Source organism: Morganella psychrotolerans, from assembly GCF_001676055.1.
Classification (GTDB): Bacteria; Pseudomonadota; Gammaproteobacteria; order Enterobacterales; family Enterobacteriaceae; genus Morganella; species Morganella psychrotolerans_B.
The window spans coordinates 78,401-93,334 of record NZ_LZEX01000046.1; the positions used below are offsets into that span (position 1 = coordinate 78,401).

At 48.4% G+C, this 14,934-nt stretch carries 10 protein-coding genes; 7 read left to right on the plus strand and 3 right to left on the minus strand.

The annotated features are described in order from the left end of the window. Nucleotides 1-156: 156 nt before the first annotated feature. Genes AYY17_RS20270 through ppdD form a run of 3 tightly spaced genes read right to left on the minus strand, consistent with a single transcriptional unit; the run spans nucleotide 157 to nucleotide 3,299 of the window. On the minus strand, nucleotides 157-1,254 hold the full coding sequence (locus AYY17_RS20270; protein WP_235845442.1) for a type II secretion system F family protein: 1,098 nt from the start codon (nucleotides 1,252-1,254) through the stop codon (nucleotides 157-159). A gap of 27 nt (nucleotides 1,255-1,281) precedes the next feature. Continuing rightward, nucleotides 1,282-2,853, minus strand: coding sequence for an ATPase, T2SS/T4P/T4SS family (locus tag AYY17_RS20275; RefSeq protein WP_067426946.1), 1,572 nt, complete (start codon nucleotides 2,851-2,853; stop codon nucleotides 1,282-1,284). 26 nt (nucleotides 2,854-2,879) lie between these two features. Next, nucleotides 2,880-3,299, minus strand: coding sequence for a prepilin peptidase-dependent pilin (ppdD, locus tag AYY17_RS20280; RefSeq protein WP_067426951.1), 420 nt, complete (start codon nucleotides 3,297-3,299; stop codon nucleotides 2,880-2,882). A gap of 308 nt (nucleotides 3,300-3,607) precedes the next feature. On the opposite strand from ppdD, the gene ampD reads away from it, so the two are divergent. The 7 genes from ampD (at nucleotide 3,608) to acnB (ending at nucleotide 14,792) form a co-directional block, all read left to right on the plus strand. After that, the gene (gene ampD, locus AYY17_RS20285) at nucleotides 3,608-4,180 is read left to right on the plus strand and encodes a 1,6-anhydro-N-acetylmuramyl-L-alanine amidase AmpD (protein ID WP_067426954.1); all 573 of its coding nucleotides are present in this window, start codon (nucleotides 3,608-3,610) and stop codon (nucleotides 4,178-4,180) included. Nucleotides 4,181-4,648: 468 nt separating this feature from the next. Then, nucleotides 4,649-5,413, plus strand: coding sequence for a pyruvate dehydrogenase complex transcriptional repressor PdhR (gene pdhR, locus AYY17_RS20290; protein WP_067404652.1), 765 nt, complete (start codon nucleotides 4,649-4,651; stop codon nucleotides 5,411-5,413). Between the two features lie 169 nt (nucleotides 5,414-5,582). Further along, entirely contained in the window at nucleotides 5,583-8,246 is a 2,664-nt protein-coding gene (gene aceE, locus AYY17_RS20295; protein ID WP_067426957.1) for a pyruvate dehydrogenase (acetyl-transferring), homodimeric type, read from the plus strand. A gap of 13 nt (nucleotides 8,247-8,259) precedes the next feature. Continuing rightward, nucleotides 8,260-10,131, plus strand: coding sequence for a pyruvate dehydrogenase complex dihydrolipoyllysine-residue acetyltransferase (aceF, locus tag AYY17_RS20300; RefSeq protein ID WP_067426962.1), 1,872 nt, complete (start codon nucleotides 8,260-8,262; stop codon nucleotides 10,129-10,131). 202 nt (nucleotides 10,132-10,333) lie between these two features. Next, nucleotides 10,334-11,761 (plus strand): dihydrolipoyl dehydrogenase, encoded by a 1,428-nt coding sequence (lpdA, locus tag AYY17_RS20305; protein ID WP_067404662.1) that lies wholly within the window; start codon nucleotides 10,334-10,336, stop codon nucleotides 11,759-11,761. Nucleotides 11,762-11,822: 61 nt separating this feature from the next. Then, the gene (locus AYY17_RS21665; protein WP_156656748.1) at nucleotides 11,823-12,047 is read left to right on the plus strand and encodes a hypothetical protein; all 225 of its coding nucleotides are present in this window, start codon (nucleotides 11,823-11,825) and stop codon (nucleotides 12,045-12,047) included. Nucleotides 12,048-12,194: 147 nt separating this feature from the next. Continuing rightward, nucleotides 12,195-14,792, plus strand: a complete 2,598-nt coding sequence (gene acnB / locus AYY17_RS20315; protein ID WP_067427201.1) for a bifunctional aconitate hydratase 2/2-methylisocitrate dehydratase — start codon at nucleotides 12,195-12,197, stop codon at nucleotides 14,790-14,792. Nucleotides 14,793-14,934: the final 142 nt, after the last annotated feature.

Consider the following 14,934-nt stretch of genomic DNA (forward strand, 5'->3'; position numbering starts at 1 on the left):
AAATAAATTAATACAGATGTATTTCACAGGATTGATAATTAACTCTATTTTGTTCAGACCAAAACTTCACCCAGTCGGAATAATGGTAAATACATGGCAATTAATAAAAGTGCGACGATAAGAGCCATAAGAACAAATAAAACCGGCTGAAGGATCTTAAAAAAAATGTTGAATTTGATTTAAGGCGAGAGATTTAAACCAATCTGATGTATAGGTAAAGAAATGGTCAAATTTACCTGTTGCTTCACCTGTTGCAATGAATTCACAGCATAATTCAGGAAATAGCCCGGACTGTTTAATTGATTTACTGAATGCCTGTCCTCTGAGCAGTTCCGCCCTGACTGTGATTAAGGCTTGTTTATAAAGAGGGTGCGCGATTGTCATAATCAGGGTATCTATACCCGCTATCAGCGTAATTCCGGCTCGTTGAGTTATTGCCAGCATCTGAAAAATTTGTGCGGTCTGAGTATAAATAATGATATTTCCCAAAAAAGGGACAGATAAAAAACAACGTGATTCTTTTGTTTTTATATATGTAAATTTTTTACGTAATACCTGATAAATGGATAAAGTAATAATGGTCAAACCTAAAAGGAGTAATATGTGGTCAGTAATTGCTTCAGAGAAAATAATCAATTGTTGTGTTAATAAAGGCAGCTCTGCATTAAAGGATTGATATATTTGTGAGAATTCAGGAATAATAAAGATAAACATAAGTATTATCATAAGTGAGCTAACTATTAATAATGTAACAGGGTAACGGATTGCCTTTATTAGTGAGGTGCGGTGGTGTTGCTGATCATGAATATGCTTTGAAATACAGTGTAAACATTCAGGTAATTTACCGGTTTCTTCACCGACTGTAATCATCTGACAAAAAAAAGAATTAAATAAATCAGGATATAAACTGATTCCCCTGGTGAATGTTTTCCCCTGTTGTAATTGTCGGGCCAGGTCATCAATTACCTGTTTCCAGAGTGGAAAGCGACATTCATTGTGAAGTAATACCAGCGCCCGTAACAACGGCAGCCCGGAAATAAGTAATGTTGCCAGCTGTTGTGTGAAATGCGGTAAATACTGTTTTTCTTTATACGAATATACCAGACGCCTGTGACAGCGAAGGGAAACAGGTGTAATGCTCTGCGAAATTAACTGGTGAATAGCTTCATTTTCTGTACGCGAAATAATAGTACCGGACAGTATCTGATTACATTGTGTCAGACCGGACCAGAGATAAAGCCGGAAAATACGCATAGCATCACTCCTGTTTATCAGATTTCCTCAGATATCCTGCATATAGTGAATTTCACTGAGTGTGGTTACACCGGCTTCTGCCAGTTTTATACCTGCGTCAAACAGGGTGTCCGGTATGGTACCGGGGGCAGAGGATATCTTCTCAGTACATTCCGGTTCCCGCGCGTAAAGCGTTGCTCCTCTTGCGGGCGGGCAATCTTCCGGTGTCAGAAAGGCAAAGCACGCGGTGCGTCCGTAAAAACCGGAGAAACACTCTGTGCATCCGTTTGCCTGCCATACAGTGATATTGCGGATTTTCCCGTTGTGCAGTGTGACGGGCACCGGTTTTGATGCCGGTGTTTTGCAGTGCGGACACAGGATCCTGACTAACCGCTGAGCGATAACCAGTTTGATGCAGGTGCGGATAAAATAGTCATCAACACCCAGTTGTTGTAAACGGGAAAAAGTATCTTCCGGCGAATTGGTATGCAGCGTCGACAGTACAAGATGCCCGGTATGTGCTGCTTTAATTGCCATTTCTGCGGTGGCTTTATCCCTTATCTCCCCGACCATGATGACATCAGGATCCTGGCGCAGAAGTGCGCGCAATATAGTGGCAAAACCCAGCTCAATTTTAGGATTGATTTGTGTCTGGGTTATTCCCCGCAACGGAATTTCTACCGGGTCCTCAACACTGCAGATATTACGGTTATTCTGATTAAGGTACTGCAGGCAGCCATAAAGTGTGGCGGTTTTTCCGCTGCCGGTCGGGCCTGTCAGCAAAATAATACCCTGAGAACCATTCAGCTGTGTGTGAAGTGTTGTCAATTGCGCCGTGGTCAGCCCAGATTTTTCCAGCGCCAGGTTTTGTGAGGTGCTCAGCAGGCGAAGTACGATTTTTTCACCGTAGATAGTCGGCAGTGTGGCGATACGCACGGCATAACGGATATCTCTTTCCAGCCATTCAAATTGACCATCCTGGGGTAACCTTTTTTCGGCAATATCAAGACCTGCAATAATTTTCAGACGGATAGATATTTCACTGCTGATTTCCGGCGGCGGCGAATTCAGTGTATGCAGTTGTCCGTCTATCCGCGCCCGGATCCGGTAGCCTTGCTGTATTGGTTCTATATGGATATCAGAGGCACGTTTGGCAATGGCATGTGTCACCAGCTGATTCACAAACCTGACTGCCGCGGATTGCTGCTCTGCGGGATAATAATCCGCATCAGGCCGGGAGGCGGGCTCTGCGGATGGTGAGCCTGCAGTGGATGATAACGGCACTACGGATGCCGGTTGTGACCGGTGGCGGTTTGCCGGAGAGCCGGGCACCGGCGATACACCCGGAAAAAGTACCGGTTCCGGCAGTGGTGTATTTTGCCGGCAATAGGCCAGTTTTTCACTGTGCCATAATTCAATCTCAACACGTTTTCCGGCAAGAAAACGGATGGCGGAAACAACATCTCTGCGGGGCTGTTGCGCGGCGGCTATCCGGACCGCATCCGGATTATAGTCAATCAGCATCAGCTCATTCCTCTCACAGAGCGCATGAACTTCAGCAAATAGGAGCTGATCTTCCCCGTACAAGTGGGTAACAGGTGATACAGTGTCCGGTTGCATAATGAATTCCTTTTCATATCAGTATGTTATTTTATGACATCGAGACAAAGTTTTTTCAGGCTTTCCAGTGTGGATTCACAGGTTGTTGTCCAGCGGGTGACGCCATTTATCGTGTTTCCGGCAGGTGTGGCTGTAATAGTGAGAGAGGCAAGTGAACTGTTTCCTTCAGCGGAGATAACGCCATTTTCAGCTTTAATTGTCCTGAGGTAACGTCCCGGTGAATCCTCAGGGATCGTTCCCTGACCACTGCTGCATCCGGTAAATGACGGGCTGTCAAAACTGCACAGCTCAATACCGGTTTTAAATGTAGTGACTGTCCGTAAAACATCGATAAGGGCCGCTTTGCGAATATAGTTTTGATAGCCGGGAACGGCTATCGCACTGAGAACAGCGACAATGGCAACAACAACCATCACTTCAATTAAGGTAAATCCGCGTTGATTCATACTGGCTCCTTTGTGTGTGAACGGGTTACTTAATTAGCGTGATGCACTCTATTCAATGACGGATCAGCAAAAAAGAGAGGTATATGTTTTTTTCGGTTCCGGCGGAAAACTGTGATGTAATAATGAAATTCCGCGAATTTTTTTTGCGTTCTGAGACGCAGAAAAAAGCGCCGTAAACTCAGTATGTTCCTGACGGAGGATCCGTTGCGTATACTGAGCGGCACAAATGTGCGCTTACCGGCCGGTTCACAAGACTGGCATTCAGCAGACAGACATTCAAAAGACAAATTGTATTCAGAGGAGAACTGATGGAGATTCAGGAAGGCTGGCTGACAGCCGCCCGGCAGGTTATTTCACCGCACTGCGATACCCGCCCGGCCGATACGGTTCCCCGCCTGCTGGTTATCCACAATATCAGTCTGCCACCGGGTCAGTTTGGCGGTCCGTATATTGATCAGCTTTTTCAGGGAAAACTGGATCCGGATGCGCATCCGTTTTTTGCTGAAATTCAGACTTTGCGGGTATCCGCACACTGTCTTATCCGTCGTACCGGGGAGGTTGTTCAGTATGTTCCGTTTCATCAGCGGGCCTGGCACGCGGGGCTTTCCTGTTACCAGGGAACAGAAAAGTGTAATGATTTTTCTGTCGGAATTGAACTGGAAGGGACAGATGCACAGCCATTTACGGATGAGCAGTATCAGACGCTGGCGCAAGTGACTCAGGCGCTTTTATCTGACTATCCGCAAATGACAGAGCATATTACCGGGCACAGTGATATAGCCCCGGGGCGTAAGACGGATCCCGGTCCTTATTTTGACTGGAACCGATACCGGGAGTCATTGGCACAGACAGATACGCCTGTCACATTGCCGGTAAAATAGCGCAGTGAAATACTACCTGTTTATGTATTTCCGGCTAAAATCAGTTCTGCGGCAGAATCTTGTCAGATTTATATTATAGCCAATGATAGTTGCGGTCGTTGCGGATAAGTGAGTATCACGGACGGGGATATTTGTGCTGATTTCGGATGGCTAAAAATGCACAATAAAAGATTAAATATTCACATGGTTGGTTACTGTAACGGTTCAGTTTGCGTATTTATCTGAATTTTAAACGTTAAATCCTGTAACATTTGCAATGCAACATGTAACCGTATCGGTTATCAATTTATGCTAATTTTTAAAATAAATTGTTAAAACTTGCAGGTTTTTATGATTTAGCTCAAGGTCTTTATAGACAGTAGGTGAATACTTTGTTACTTTAAGAGCCTGTAAAAAAGAATTGGTATTACCAATTGACTACAAACCCATGAAGCACTATTTATCCATATCGATGGTTCTGATGCAATTATGGCTTACAGCAAAATCCGCCAACCTAAATTAGCCGACGTGATAGAACGGCGCCTGGAACACTTAATCCTCGATGGCTCTTTAAGCCCGGGGGAGAAGCTTCCGCCTGAACGCGAACTGGCCAAACAGTTCGATGTTTCACGTCCCTCACTGCGCGAAGCAATTCAAAAACTTGAAGCGAAAGGCTTTTTGCTGCGCAGACAAGGCGGCGGCACATTTGTACAGAATAATCTCTGGCAAAGTTTCAGTGACCCGCTTGCCCAACTTCTGGAAGGGCATCCTGAATCCCAGTTTGATCTGCTTGAAACCCGCCATGCCCTCGAAGGTATTGCTGCTTATTATGCAGCTCTGCGCGGAACTGAAGCTGATTTTGTCCGTATCCGCAGCAGTCATCAGGCAATTACTGATGCCCGTAATGAGGGCAGTGCAGATGCGGAGTCTCACGCGGTACTTCAATATCACCTGGTTGTGACAGAAGCGGCACATAATGTTGTGCTTCTGCATTTATTACGCTGTATGGTGCCGATGCTGGAAAAAAATATCCGGCAGAATTTTGAATTTCTTTATACCCGGAAAGAGATGCTGGCTATGGTCAGTGAGCACCGGGAGCAGGTTTTCCAGGCTATCATGGGACGGTCGCCGGAGAAGGCGAGGGAAGCATCCCACCGTCATCTGGCGTTTCTGGAAGATGTATTGCTGGATATGAGCCGTGAACATACCCGGCGGGAACGTTCATTGCGTCGTCTTCAGCAGTACATGGAGTGAGTAACATTTTTGGGGCTTACAGATCCTGAATGCTGCGTCTGTAAGCTGACCTTAGCATCAGCGGCAATATATAGCCGGGCCTATCTTCACGTCGCCCGTCACGGATGGCGTGAAACGTGAAGATAGGCTCCGAATACATCAGAAACAAATAAACTATAAGGAATACACCATGTCAGACATTTTGAACAATGACGTGGATCCGATCGAAACTCGCGACTGGTTACAGGCGATCGAATCGGTCATCCGTGAAGAAGGTGTTGAGCGTGCACAGTTCCTGATCGATCAGGTTCTGAATACTGCACGTCAGGGCGGTGTTAGTGTTGCAGCAGGTGCTGTAAACCGTAACTATATCAACACGATTCCTGTTGAGGATGAACCAGCTTACCCGGGTAACCTTGAGCTGGAGCGCCGGATTCGTTCTGCTATCCGCTGGAATGCGGTCATGATGGTTCTGCGTGCATCCAAGAAAGATCTGGATCTGGGCGGTCACATGGCATCTTACCAGTCTGCTGCAACCATGTATGAAGTGTGCTTTAACCACTTCTTCCGTGCGCAGAACGCGAAAGACGGCGGCGATGTTATTTTCTTCCAGGGCCACTTAAGCCCGGGCTACTACGCACGCGCATTTATGGAAGGTCGTCTGACTGAAGAGCAACTGAACAACTTCCGTCAGGAAATTGACGGTAAAGGTCTGCCTTCTTATCCGCACCCTAAACTGATGCCAAACTTCTGGCAGTTCCCGACTGTTTCTATGGGTCTGGGGCCGCTATCTGCAATTTATCAGGCTAAATTCCTGAAATACCTTGATAACCGTGGTCTGAAAGACACCTCAGAACAAACCGTTTATGCCTTCCTGGGCGACGGTGAGATGGATGAGCCGGAATCTAAAGGTGCGATTAACATCGCGGTCCGTGAAAGCCTGGATAACCTGATTTTTGTTATCAACTGTAACCTGCAGCGCCTTGACGGCCCTGTAAACGGTAACGGTAAAATCGTTAACGAAATGGAAGGTATGTTCTCCGGCGCGGGCTGGCAGGTCATTAAAGTCATGTGGGGCGGTCGCTGGGATGAACTGCTGAAGAAAGATACCAGTGGTAAACTTATTCAGCTGATGAACGAAACCGTTGATGGTGACTACCAGACCTTCAAATCAAAAGACGGTGCTTACGTTCGCGAAAACTTCTTCAATCGTTATCCGGAAACAGCTGCATTAGTCAAAGACTGGACTGATGAGCAGATCTTCGCACTGAACCGCGGTGGTCACGATCCTAAGAAAATGTTCGCAGCACTGAAAAAAGCGCATGACACCAAAGGCAAACCAACCCTGATCCTGGCCCAGACCGTTAAAGGTTATGGTATGGGTGATACCGCTGAAGGTAAAAACATCGCGCACCAGGTGAAAAAAATGAACATGGACGGCGTACGCCATCTCCGTGATCGTTTCGACATCAATGTTGCTGATGACCAACTGGAAAAACTGCCGTTCATCAAGTTTGACGAAAACTCTGAAGAGCAGAAATACATGATGTCACATCGTGAAGCGCTGCATGGTTCAGTTCCTTCACGTCGTTCACACTTTGATGAAAAACTGGATATTCCTGCACTGAGCGATTTCAGCCAGTTACTGGAAGAGCAGAATAAAGACATCTCCACCACCATTGCATTCGTGCGTGCACTGAACGTAATGCTGAAAAACAAATCCATCAAAGAGCGTATCGTTCCGATTGTTGCGGATGAAGCACGTACCTTTGGTATGGAAGGTCTGTTCCGTCAGATCGGTATTTACAACTCCAAAGGTCAGCAGTACACCCCGCAGGACCGTGAGCAGGTTGCCTATTACCGTGAAGATGTGAAAGGTCAGATTCTGCAGGAAGGTATCAACGAACTGGGTGCCGGCGCATCCTGGTTAGCGGCTGCGACATCTTACAGCACCAATAACCTGCCGATGATCCCGTTCTATATTTACTATTCAATGTTCGGTTTCCAGCGTATCGGTGACCTGATGTGGATGGCTGGCGACCAGCAGGCACGCGGCTTCCTGATCGGCGGTACATCCGGTCGTACCACTCTGAATGGTGAAGGCTTACAGCATGAAGATGGCCACAGCCACATTCAGTCGCTGACTATTCCTAACTGCCTCTCTTATGACCCGTCTTTCGCCTATGAAGTCGCGGTTATCATGCAGAATGGTTTAGAGCGCATGTATGGTGAAGCTCAGGAAAACATCTATTACTACATCACCACACTGAACGAAAACTATCACATGCCTGCTATGCCGGAAGGTGTCGAGGAAGGTATCCGTAAAGGTATCTATAAACTCGAAACATTGACAGGCGACAAAGGTAAAGTTCAGTTACTGGGTTCAGGTGCGATTCTGCGTCACGTACGTGAAGCAGGTCAGATCCTGTCTTCTGAGTACGGCATCAGCTCTGATATCTACAGTGTTACCTCGTTCACCGAGCTGGCACGTGAAGGTCAGGATTGTGATCGCTGGAACATGCTGCATCCGTCAGAAACACCACGCGTGCCTTACATCGCTCAGGTGATGAATAATGCTCCGGCGGTTGCATCTACTGACTGGATGAAACTGTACGCTGAACAGGTTCGTTCTTATGTGCCTGCAAGCGACTACCGCGTTCTGGGTACTGATGGTTACGGTCGTTCAGACAGCCGTGATAACCTGCGTCATCACTTTGAAATTGATGCCGGTTATGTTGTTGTTGCTGCACTGGGTGAACTGGCTAAACGTGGCGAAGTTGAAGTGAAAGTGGTTGAAGAAGCCATTAAGAAATTCAGCATCAATCCGGAAAAAGTTAACCCGCGCGTGGCATAAGAGGTAATTATTAATGTCTATTGAAATCAATGTGCCTGATATTGGTTCAGATGAAGTTGATGTGACTGAAATTATGGTCAGTGTCGGCGATAAAGTAGAAGCAGAACAATCACTCATCACTGTTGAAGGTGACAAGGCGTCGATGGAAGTTCCGTCGCCGCAGGCAGGGATTGTTAAAGAAATTAAAGTCGCCGTGGGCGATAAAGTCAGCACCGGTTCTTTCATCATGGTCTTTGAAGCAGAAGCAGGGGCAGCAGCTCCCGCTCCTGTAGCACAGGCAGCTGCTCCGGCAGCACCGGCAGCAGCATCTGCATTGCAGGAAATTCATGTGCCGGATATCGGCGGTGACGAAGTTGATGTGACTGAAATTATGGTCAGCATCGGCGATACAGTGACTGAAGAACAGTCTCTGATTACTGTTGAAGGCGATAAAGCCTCAATGGAAGTCCCGTCTCCGATGGCTGGTGTTGTGAAAGAGATTAAAGTGACTGTCGGCGATAAAGTCAGCACCGGATCTCTTATCATGATCTTTGAAGTGGCGGGGGCTGCCTCAGCAGCTCAACCTGCCGCAGCTGCACCGGCTCCGGCCGCAGCAGCGCCTGCTGTTGCAGCAGATAAAGAAATTCATGTTCCGGATATCGGCGCGGATGAAGTTGATGTGACTGAAATTATGGTCAGCGTCGGCGATACCGTGACGGAAGAACAGTCTCTGATTACTGTTGAAGGCGACAAAGCCTCAATGGAAGTCCCGTCTCCGATGGCAGGCAAAATCAAAGAAATCAAAGTCGCGGTCGGTGATAAAGTGAAAACCGGCTCACTGATTATGGTCTTTGAAGTGGCAGGCGCCGCTCCGGCTCAGGCAGCAGTATCAGCACCAGCGGCAGCCGCACCTGTTGCAGCGCCGGCGGCGAAAGCTGCACCGGCCGCAGCACCTGCGACCGGCAATGATTTTGTTGAGAATGACGCTTATATTCATGCAAGCCCGGTTATCCGTCGTCTTGCGCGTGAATTTGGTGTGAATCTGGCGAAAGTCAAAGGTACAGGCCGTAAAGGTCGTATCCTGCGCGAAGACGTTCAGGCTTATGTGAAAGATGCGGTTAAACGCGCTGAAGCAGCACCAGCTGCAACCGGCGGCGGTTTACCTGGTATGCTGCCATGGCCGAAAGTTGATTTCAGTAAGTTCGGTGAAATCGAAGAACTGGAACTGAGCCGTATTCAGAAGCTGTCCGGCGCTAACCTGAGCCGTAACTGGGTGGTTATCCCGCACGTTACGCTGATGGATGAAGCGGATATTACGGATGTTGAAGAATTCCGTAAGCAGCAGAATAAAGAAGCTGAGAAAAAACAGCTGGGCGTGAAAATCACCCCGCTGGTCTTTGTGATGAAAGCTGCTGCTAAAGCGCTGGTTGATATGCCGCGTGTAAACAGCTCTATCACTGAAGATGGTCAGCGCCTGATTCTGAAGAAATATGTCAATATCGGTATCGCGGTTGATACCCCGAATGGCCTGGTTGTTCCTGTCATTAAAGATGTGAACAAAAAAGGCATTCTGGAGCTGTCTTACGAGCTGGCTGAAATCTCCAAAAAAGCGCGTACCGGCAAGCTGACATCCTCTGATATGCAGGGCGGGTGTTTCACTATTTCCAGCCTCGGCGGTATCGGAACGACCGGTTTTGCACCGATTGTTAACGCACCGGAAGTCGCTATCATGGGTCTGTCCCGTTCATCCATGAAACCGGTCTGGGATGGCAAACAATTTGTTCCGCGTCTCATTCTGCCAATGTCACTCTCCTTCGATCACCGTGTGATCGATGGTGCTGACGGCGCCCGCTTTATCACGCTGATTAATCAGTACATGAGTGATTTACGCCGTCTGACGATGTAATTTGTAAGTAACCTCACCGGGATCGGCGTTGCGCCGGTCCCGCTGACGCAGGCTGAAACGAGACCATCCCGGAGAACGGGAGTCAGGTCACGGAACTGTGTCTTTTCAGGTTATTAACAATTCTGTAAACTACTCTCAGTGTGTACGTCCCGGTGGAATATCATTTTGTCTGACCCGCCGGACAAACAAATAAGAGGTCACGATGAGTACTGAAATTAAAGCCCAGGTCGTTGTACTTGGTGCGGGCCCTGCAGGGTATTCAGCGGCTTTCCGCTGTGCTGACTTAGGTCTGGAAACAGTTCTGATTGAGCGTTATTCAACTTTAGGCGGTGTGTGCCTGAACGTGGGTTGTATCCCGTCCAAAGCATTACTGCATGTTGCGAAAGTGATCGAAGAAGCGAAAGCGCTGGCTTCTCACGGTATCGTTTTCGGCGAACCTAAGACTGATATTGATAAAGTCCGTCTGTGGAAAGAGAAAGTTATTTCTCAGTTAACCGGCGGTCTGGCCGGTATGGCGAAAGGCCGTAAAGTAACTGTTGTGAATGGTCTCGGCCAGTTCACCGGTGCGAATACTATCGATGTTGAAGGTGAGAAGGGTAAAACCACAATCACATTCGACAACGCAATTATTGCTGCGGGCTCACGTCCGATTCAGCTGCCGTTCATTCCGCATGAAGACCCGCGTGTGTGGGATTCAACCGATGCGCTGCAACTGAAAACTGTCCCGGGCCGTCTGCTGGTCATGGGCGGTGGTATTATCGGTCTGGAAATGGGGACCGTTTATCATGCGCTGGGTTCAGAGATTGATGTGGTTGAAATGTTCGACCAGGTCATTCCTGCAGCGGATAAAGACATCGTTAAACTGTTTACCAAACGTATCAGCGGTAAGTTTAACCTGATGCTGGAAACCAAAGTGACCGCCGTTGAAGCAAAAGAAGACGGTATTTATGTCACAATGGAAGGCAAGAAAGCCCCTGCACAGCCACAGCGTTATGATGCGGTTCTGGTGGCTATCGGCCGTACGCCGAACGGTAAAACACTTGCTGCAGATAAAGCCGGCGTTGAAGTTGACGATCGCGGTTTCATCCACGTTGATAAACAAATGCGCACCAATGTACCGCACATCTTTGCTATCGGCGATATCGTCGGTCAGCCGATGCTGGCGCACAAAGGTGTTCACGAAGGTCACGTTGCCGCAGAAGTTATTTCCGGTCTGAAGCACTATTTCGACCCGAAAGTCATTCCTTCTATCGCGTATACCGAACCGGAAGTCGCATGGGTTGGTCTGACCGAGAAAGAAGCGAAAGAGAAAGGGATCAGCTACGAAACAGCTACGTTCCCGTGGGCGGCTTCCGGCCGTGCTATCGCGTCTGACTGCGCTGAAGGCATGACCAAACTGATTTTCGACAAAGAATCTCATCGTGTTATCGGTGGTGCGATTGTCGGAACCAACGGCGGTGAGCTGTTAGGTGAAATCGGTCTGGCAATCGAAATGGGCTGTGATGCAGAAGATATCGCACTGACCATTCACGCTCACCCGACACTGTATGAATCAATCGGTATGGCGGCGGAAATTTACGAAGGCAGCATTACTGACCTTCCTAATGCTAAAGCGAAAAAGAAAAAATAATCAGTTGTTTGTGATGATGTTCTGACATCATCCGACTGAAAATAAAAATCCGGCTGCTGTCATGGCGCCGGATTTTTTTGTTTATTATTTGTGTTCCGGCAATCTCTGCCTGCATTTTGAATGGCACTGGGTATGCACCGGCTTGCGTAGACAAATTCATATTATTCAGATATTAATAAATTATGTGCATCCTGATGGCGGATCAGCCATTTTTCCTGATGCAGGCATAATGAATTATCGGGCAAATTCCTGCTTAAAGCAGCGCAACGCCGGGGGAACGGGTTAATCGCAAGTTTAATTCACTAATGTTATTCAGCTCACAAATTGTTTATGTTGCTTTAATGTGAATGAATTAACAATGTGTTTAAATTTTGATATGCTGAAACCCCGTTGCCGGGCACTCATAAAAAACAATGAAAGCAAGGAGTATGTCGTGCTGGAAGATTATCGTAAGCATGTTGCCGAACGCGCAGCACAAGGGATCGCCCCTGTACCACTGAATGCGGCTCAGGTCGCAGGCCTGGTCGAACTGCTGAAATCCCCGCCGCAAGGCGAAGAAGCATTTCTTGTTGATCTGATAACCAACCGTGTTCCGCCGGGTGTTGATGAAGCGGCGTATGTTAAAGCCGGTTTTCTGGCTGCGCTGGCAAAAGGTGATGCTCACTCACCGCTCATTTCAGCGGAAAAAGCGATTGAATTACTGGGAACAATGCAGGGGGGATATAATATTCACGCCCTGATTGAAGCCCTTGATAACGAAAAACTTGCGCCGGTTGCGGCGAAAGCACTGTCTCATACCCTGCTGATGTTTGATAATTTTTATGACGTGGAAGAGAAAGCCAAGGCCGGTAATCCTCACGCCAAAGCGATTATTCAATCATGGGCAGACGCCAAATGGTTCCTGGAGCGTCCGAAATTAGCTGAAAAACTAACAGTGACGGTTTTTAAAGTCTCCGGCGAAACCAATACCGATGATTTGTCTCCCGCGCCTGATGCCTGGTCGCGTCCTGATATTCCGTTGCATGCACTTGCGATGCTGAAAAATCCGCGTGAGGGTATTGATCCTGATGAGCCGGGCAGCATCGGGCCTGTTAATCAGATTGATTTGCTCAGCAAAAAAGGTTTTCCGCTGGCGTATGTCGGGGATGTGGTCGGCACGGGGTCTTCCCGTAAATCGGCAACCAACTCTGTTTTGTGGTTTATGGGTGATGATATCCCGTATGTGCCGAATAAACGCGGCGGCGGTATTGTGCTGGGCAGCAAAATCGCCCCGATTTTCTTCAATACCATGGAAGATGCGGGCGCGTTGCCGGTCGAAGTGGATGTTAATAACCTGAATATGGGTGATGTGATTGATGTTTATCCGTATAAAGGCGAGGTCCGCAATCATGAAACCAATGAACTGCTGGCTACATTTGAACTGAAAACGGATGTACTGCTTGACGAAGTCCGTGCAGGCGGGCGAATTCCGCTGATTATCGGACGTGGGCTGACGGCAAAAGCGCGTGAGTCTCTTGGTCTGCCACCGGCAGATATTTTCCGTCAGGCGAAACAGGTTGAGAAAAGCAGCCGTGGTTTTTCGCTGGCACAAAAAATGGTCGGACGTGCCTGCGGTGTTGCCGGTATCCGTCCGGGCGAGTACTGCGAGCCAAAAATGGCGTCTGTCGGCTCTCAGGATACCACCGGTCCGATGACCCGTGACGAGCTGAAAGACCTTGCCTGTCTGGGTTTCTCCGCTGATCTGGTCATGCAGTCTTTCTGTCACACTGCCGCCTATCCGAAACCGGTGGATGTGAACACTCACCATACCCTGCCTGATTTTATTATGAACCGCGGCGGTGTTTCGCTGCGTCCCGGCGACGGTATTATTCACTCCTGGCTTAACCGCATGCTGCTGCCGGATACTGTCGGTACAGGCGGGGATTCCCACACCCGTTTCCCGATTGGCATTTCATTCCCTGCAGGCTCCGGTCTGGTGGCGTTTGCTGCTGCTACCGGGGTGATGCCGCTGGATATGCCGGAATCTGTGCTGGTGCGCTTTAAAGGTAAAATGCAGCCGGGGATCACCCTGCGCGACCTGGTTCATGCTATTCCGTATTATGCGATACAGGACGGGCTGCTGACGGTTGAGAAAAAAGGTAAGAAAAACATTTTCTCAGGTCGTATTCTGGAAATTGAAGGGCTGCCTGAACTGAAAGTTGAACAGGCGTTTGAACTGGCTGATGCTTCTGCTGAGCGCTCTGCGGCAGGTTGTACCATTAAACTGGATAAAGCACCGGTCACCGAATACCTGAATTCCAATATTGTGCTGCTCAAATGGATGATCGCAGAAGGTTACGGCGATCGCCGGACTATCGAGCGTCGCATTCAGAGTATGGAAAAGTGGCTGGCAGATCCGCAATTGCTGGAAGGTGATGCAGATGCAGATTACGCCGCCGTGATTGATATCGATCTTGATGCAATCAAAGAGCCGATTCTGTGTGCACCGAATGACCCGGATGATGCGCGTCTGTTATCTGATGTGGCGGGCAGCAAAATCGATGAAGTTTTCATTGGTTCCTGTATGACTAACATCGGGCACTTCCGTGCGGCGGGTAAACTGCTCGACAGCCACAAAGGCCAGTTACCGACCCGTCTGTGGGTTGCTCCGCCGACTAAGATGGATGCAGCTCAGCTGACAGAAGAGGGCTATTACAGCATCTTCGGTAAGAGCGGTGCGCGGGTGGAAATTCCGGGCTGTTCACTCTGCATGGGCAACCAGGCAAGGGTGGCGGATAACTCAACCGTTGTGTCCACCTCCACGCGTAACTTCCCGAACCGTCTCGGCACCGGAGCCAATGTGTATCTGGCATCAGCTGAACTGGCGGCGGTAGCATCACTACTGGGGCGCCTGCCGACACCGGCTGAATATCAGACCTATATGAATAAAGTAGATGAAACGGCAGAAGATACTTATCGTTATCTGAACTTTGATAAGCTGGATCAGTATACAAAAGTGGCTGACGGCGTGATTTTCCAGACTCAGGTGTGATGTTGAATATCTGATTATATCGCTGACATACAACGGGAGTGGCCTGATGGCTGTCTCCCGTTTTTTTATCTCTGGCATCCGGTAATTACCGGGTTAATGTACCGGAAAGAGTGATAACCCGCTAAAATAGAAGAATGTAATA

Coding starts and splice junctions, on each gene's coding strand:
- lpdA (WP_067404662.1), top strand. CDS start 10,334: ATGAGTACTGAAATTAAAGCCCAGGTCGTTGTACTTGGTGCGGGCCCT.
- ppdD (WP_067426951.1), bottom strand. CDS start 3,299: ATGAATCAACGCGGATTTACCTTAATTGAAGTGATGGTTGTTGTTGCC.
- ampD (WP_067426954.1), top strand. CDS start 3,608: ATGGAGATTCAGGAAGGCTGGCTGACAGCCGCCCGGCAGGTTATTTCA.
- pdhR (WP_067404652.1), top strand. CDS start 4,649: ATGGCTTACAGCAAAATCCGCCAACCTAAATTAGCCGACGTGATAGAA.
- aceF (WP_067426962.1), top strand. CDS start 8,260: ATGTCTATTGAAATCAATGTGCCTGATATTGGTTCAGATGAAGTTGAT.
- AYY17_RS20270 (WP_235845442.1), bottom strand. CDS start 1,254: ATGCGTATTTTCCGGCTTTATCTCTGGTCCGGTCTGACACAATGTAAT.
- AYY17_RS20275 (WP_067426946.1), bottom strand. CDS start 2,853: ATGCAACCGGACACTGTATCACCTGTTACCCACTTGTACGGGGAAGAT.
- AYY17_RS21665 (WP_156656748.1), top strand. CDS start 11,823: ATGGCGCCGGATTTTTTTGTTTATTATTTGTGTTCCGGCAATCTCTGC.
- aceE (WP_067426957.1), top strand. CDS start 5,583: ATGTCAGACATTTTGAACAATGACGTGGATCCGATCGAAACTCGCGAC.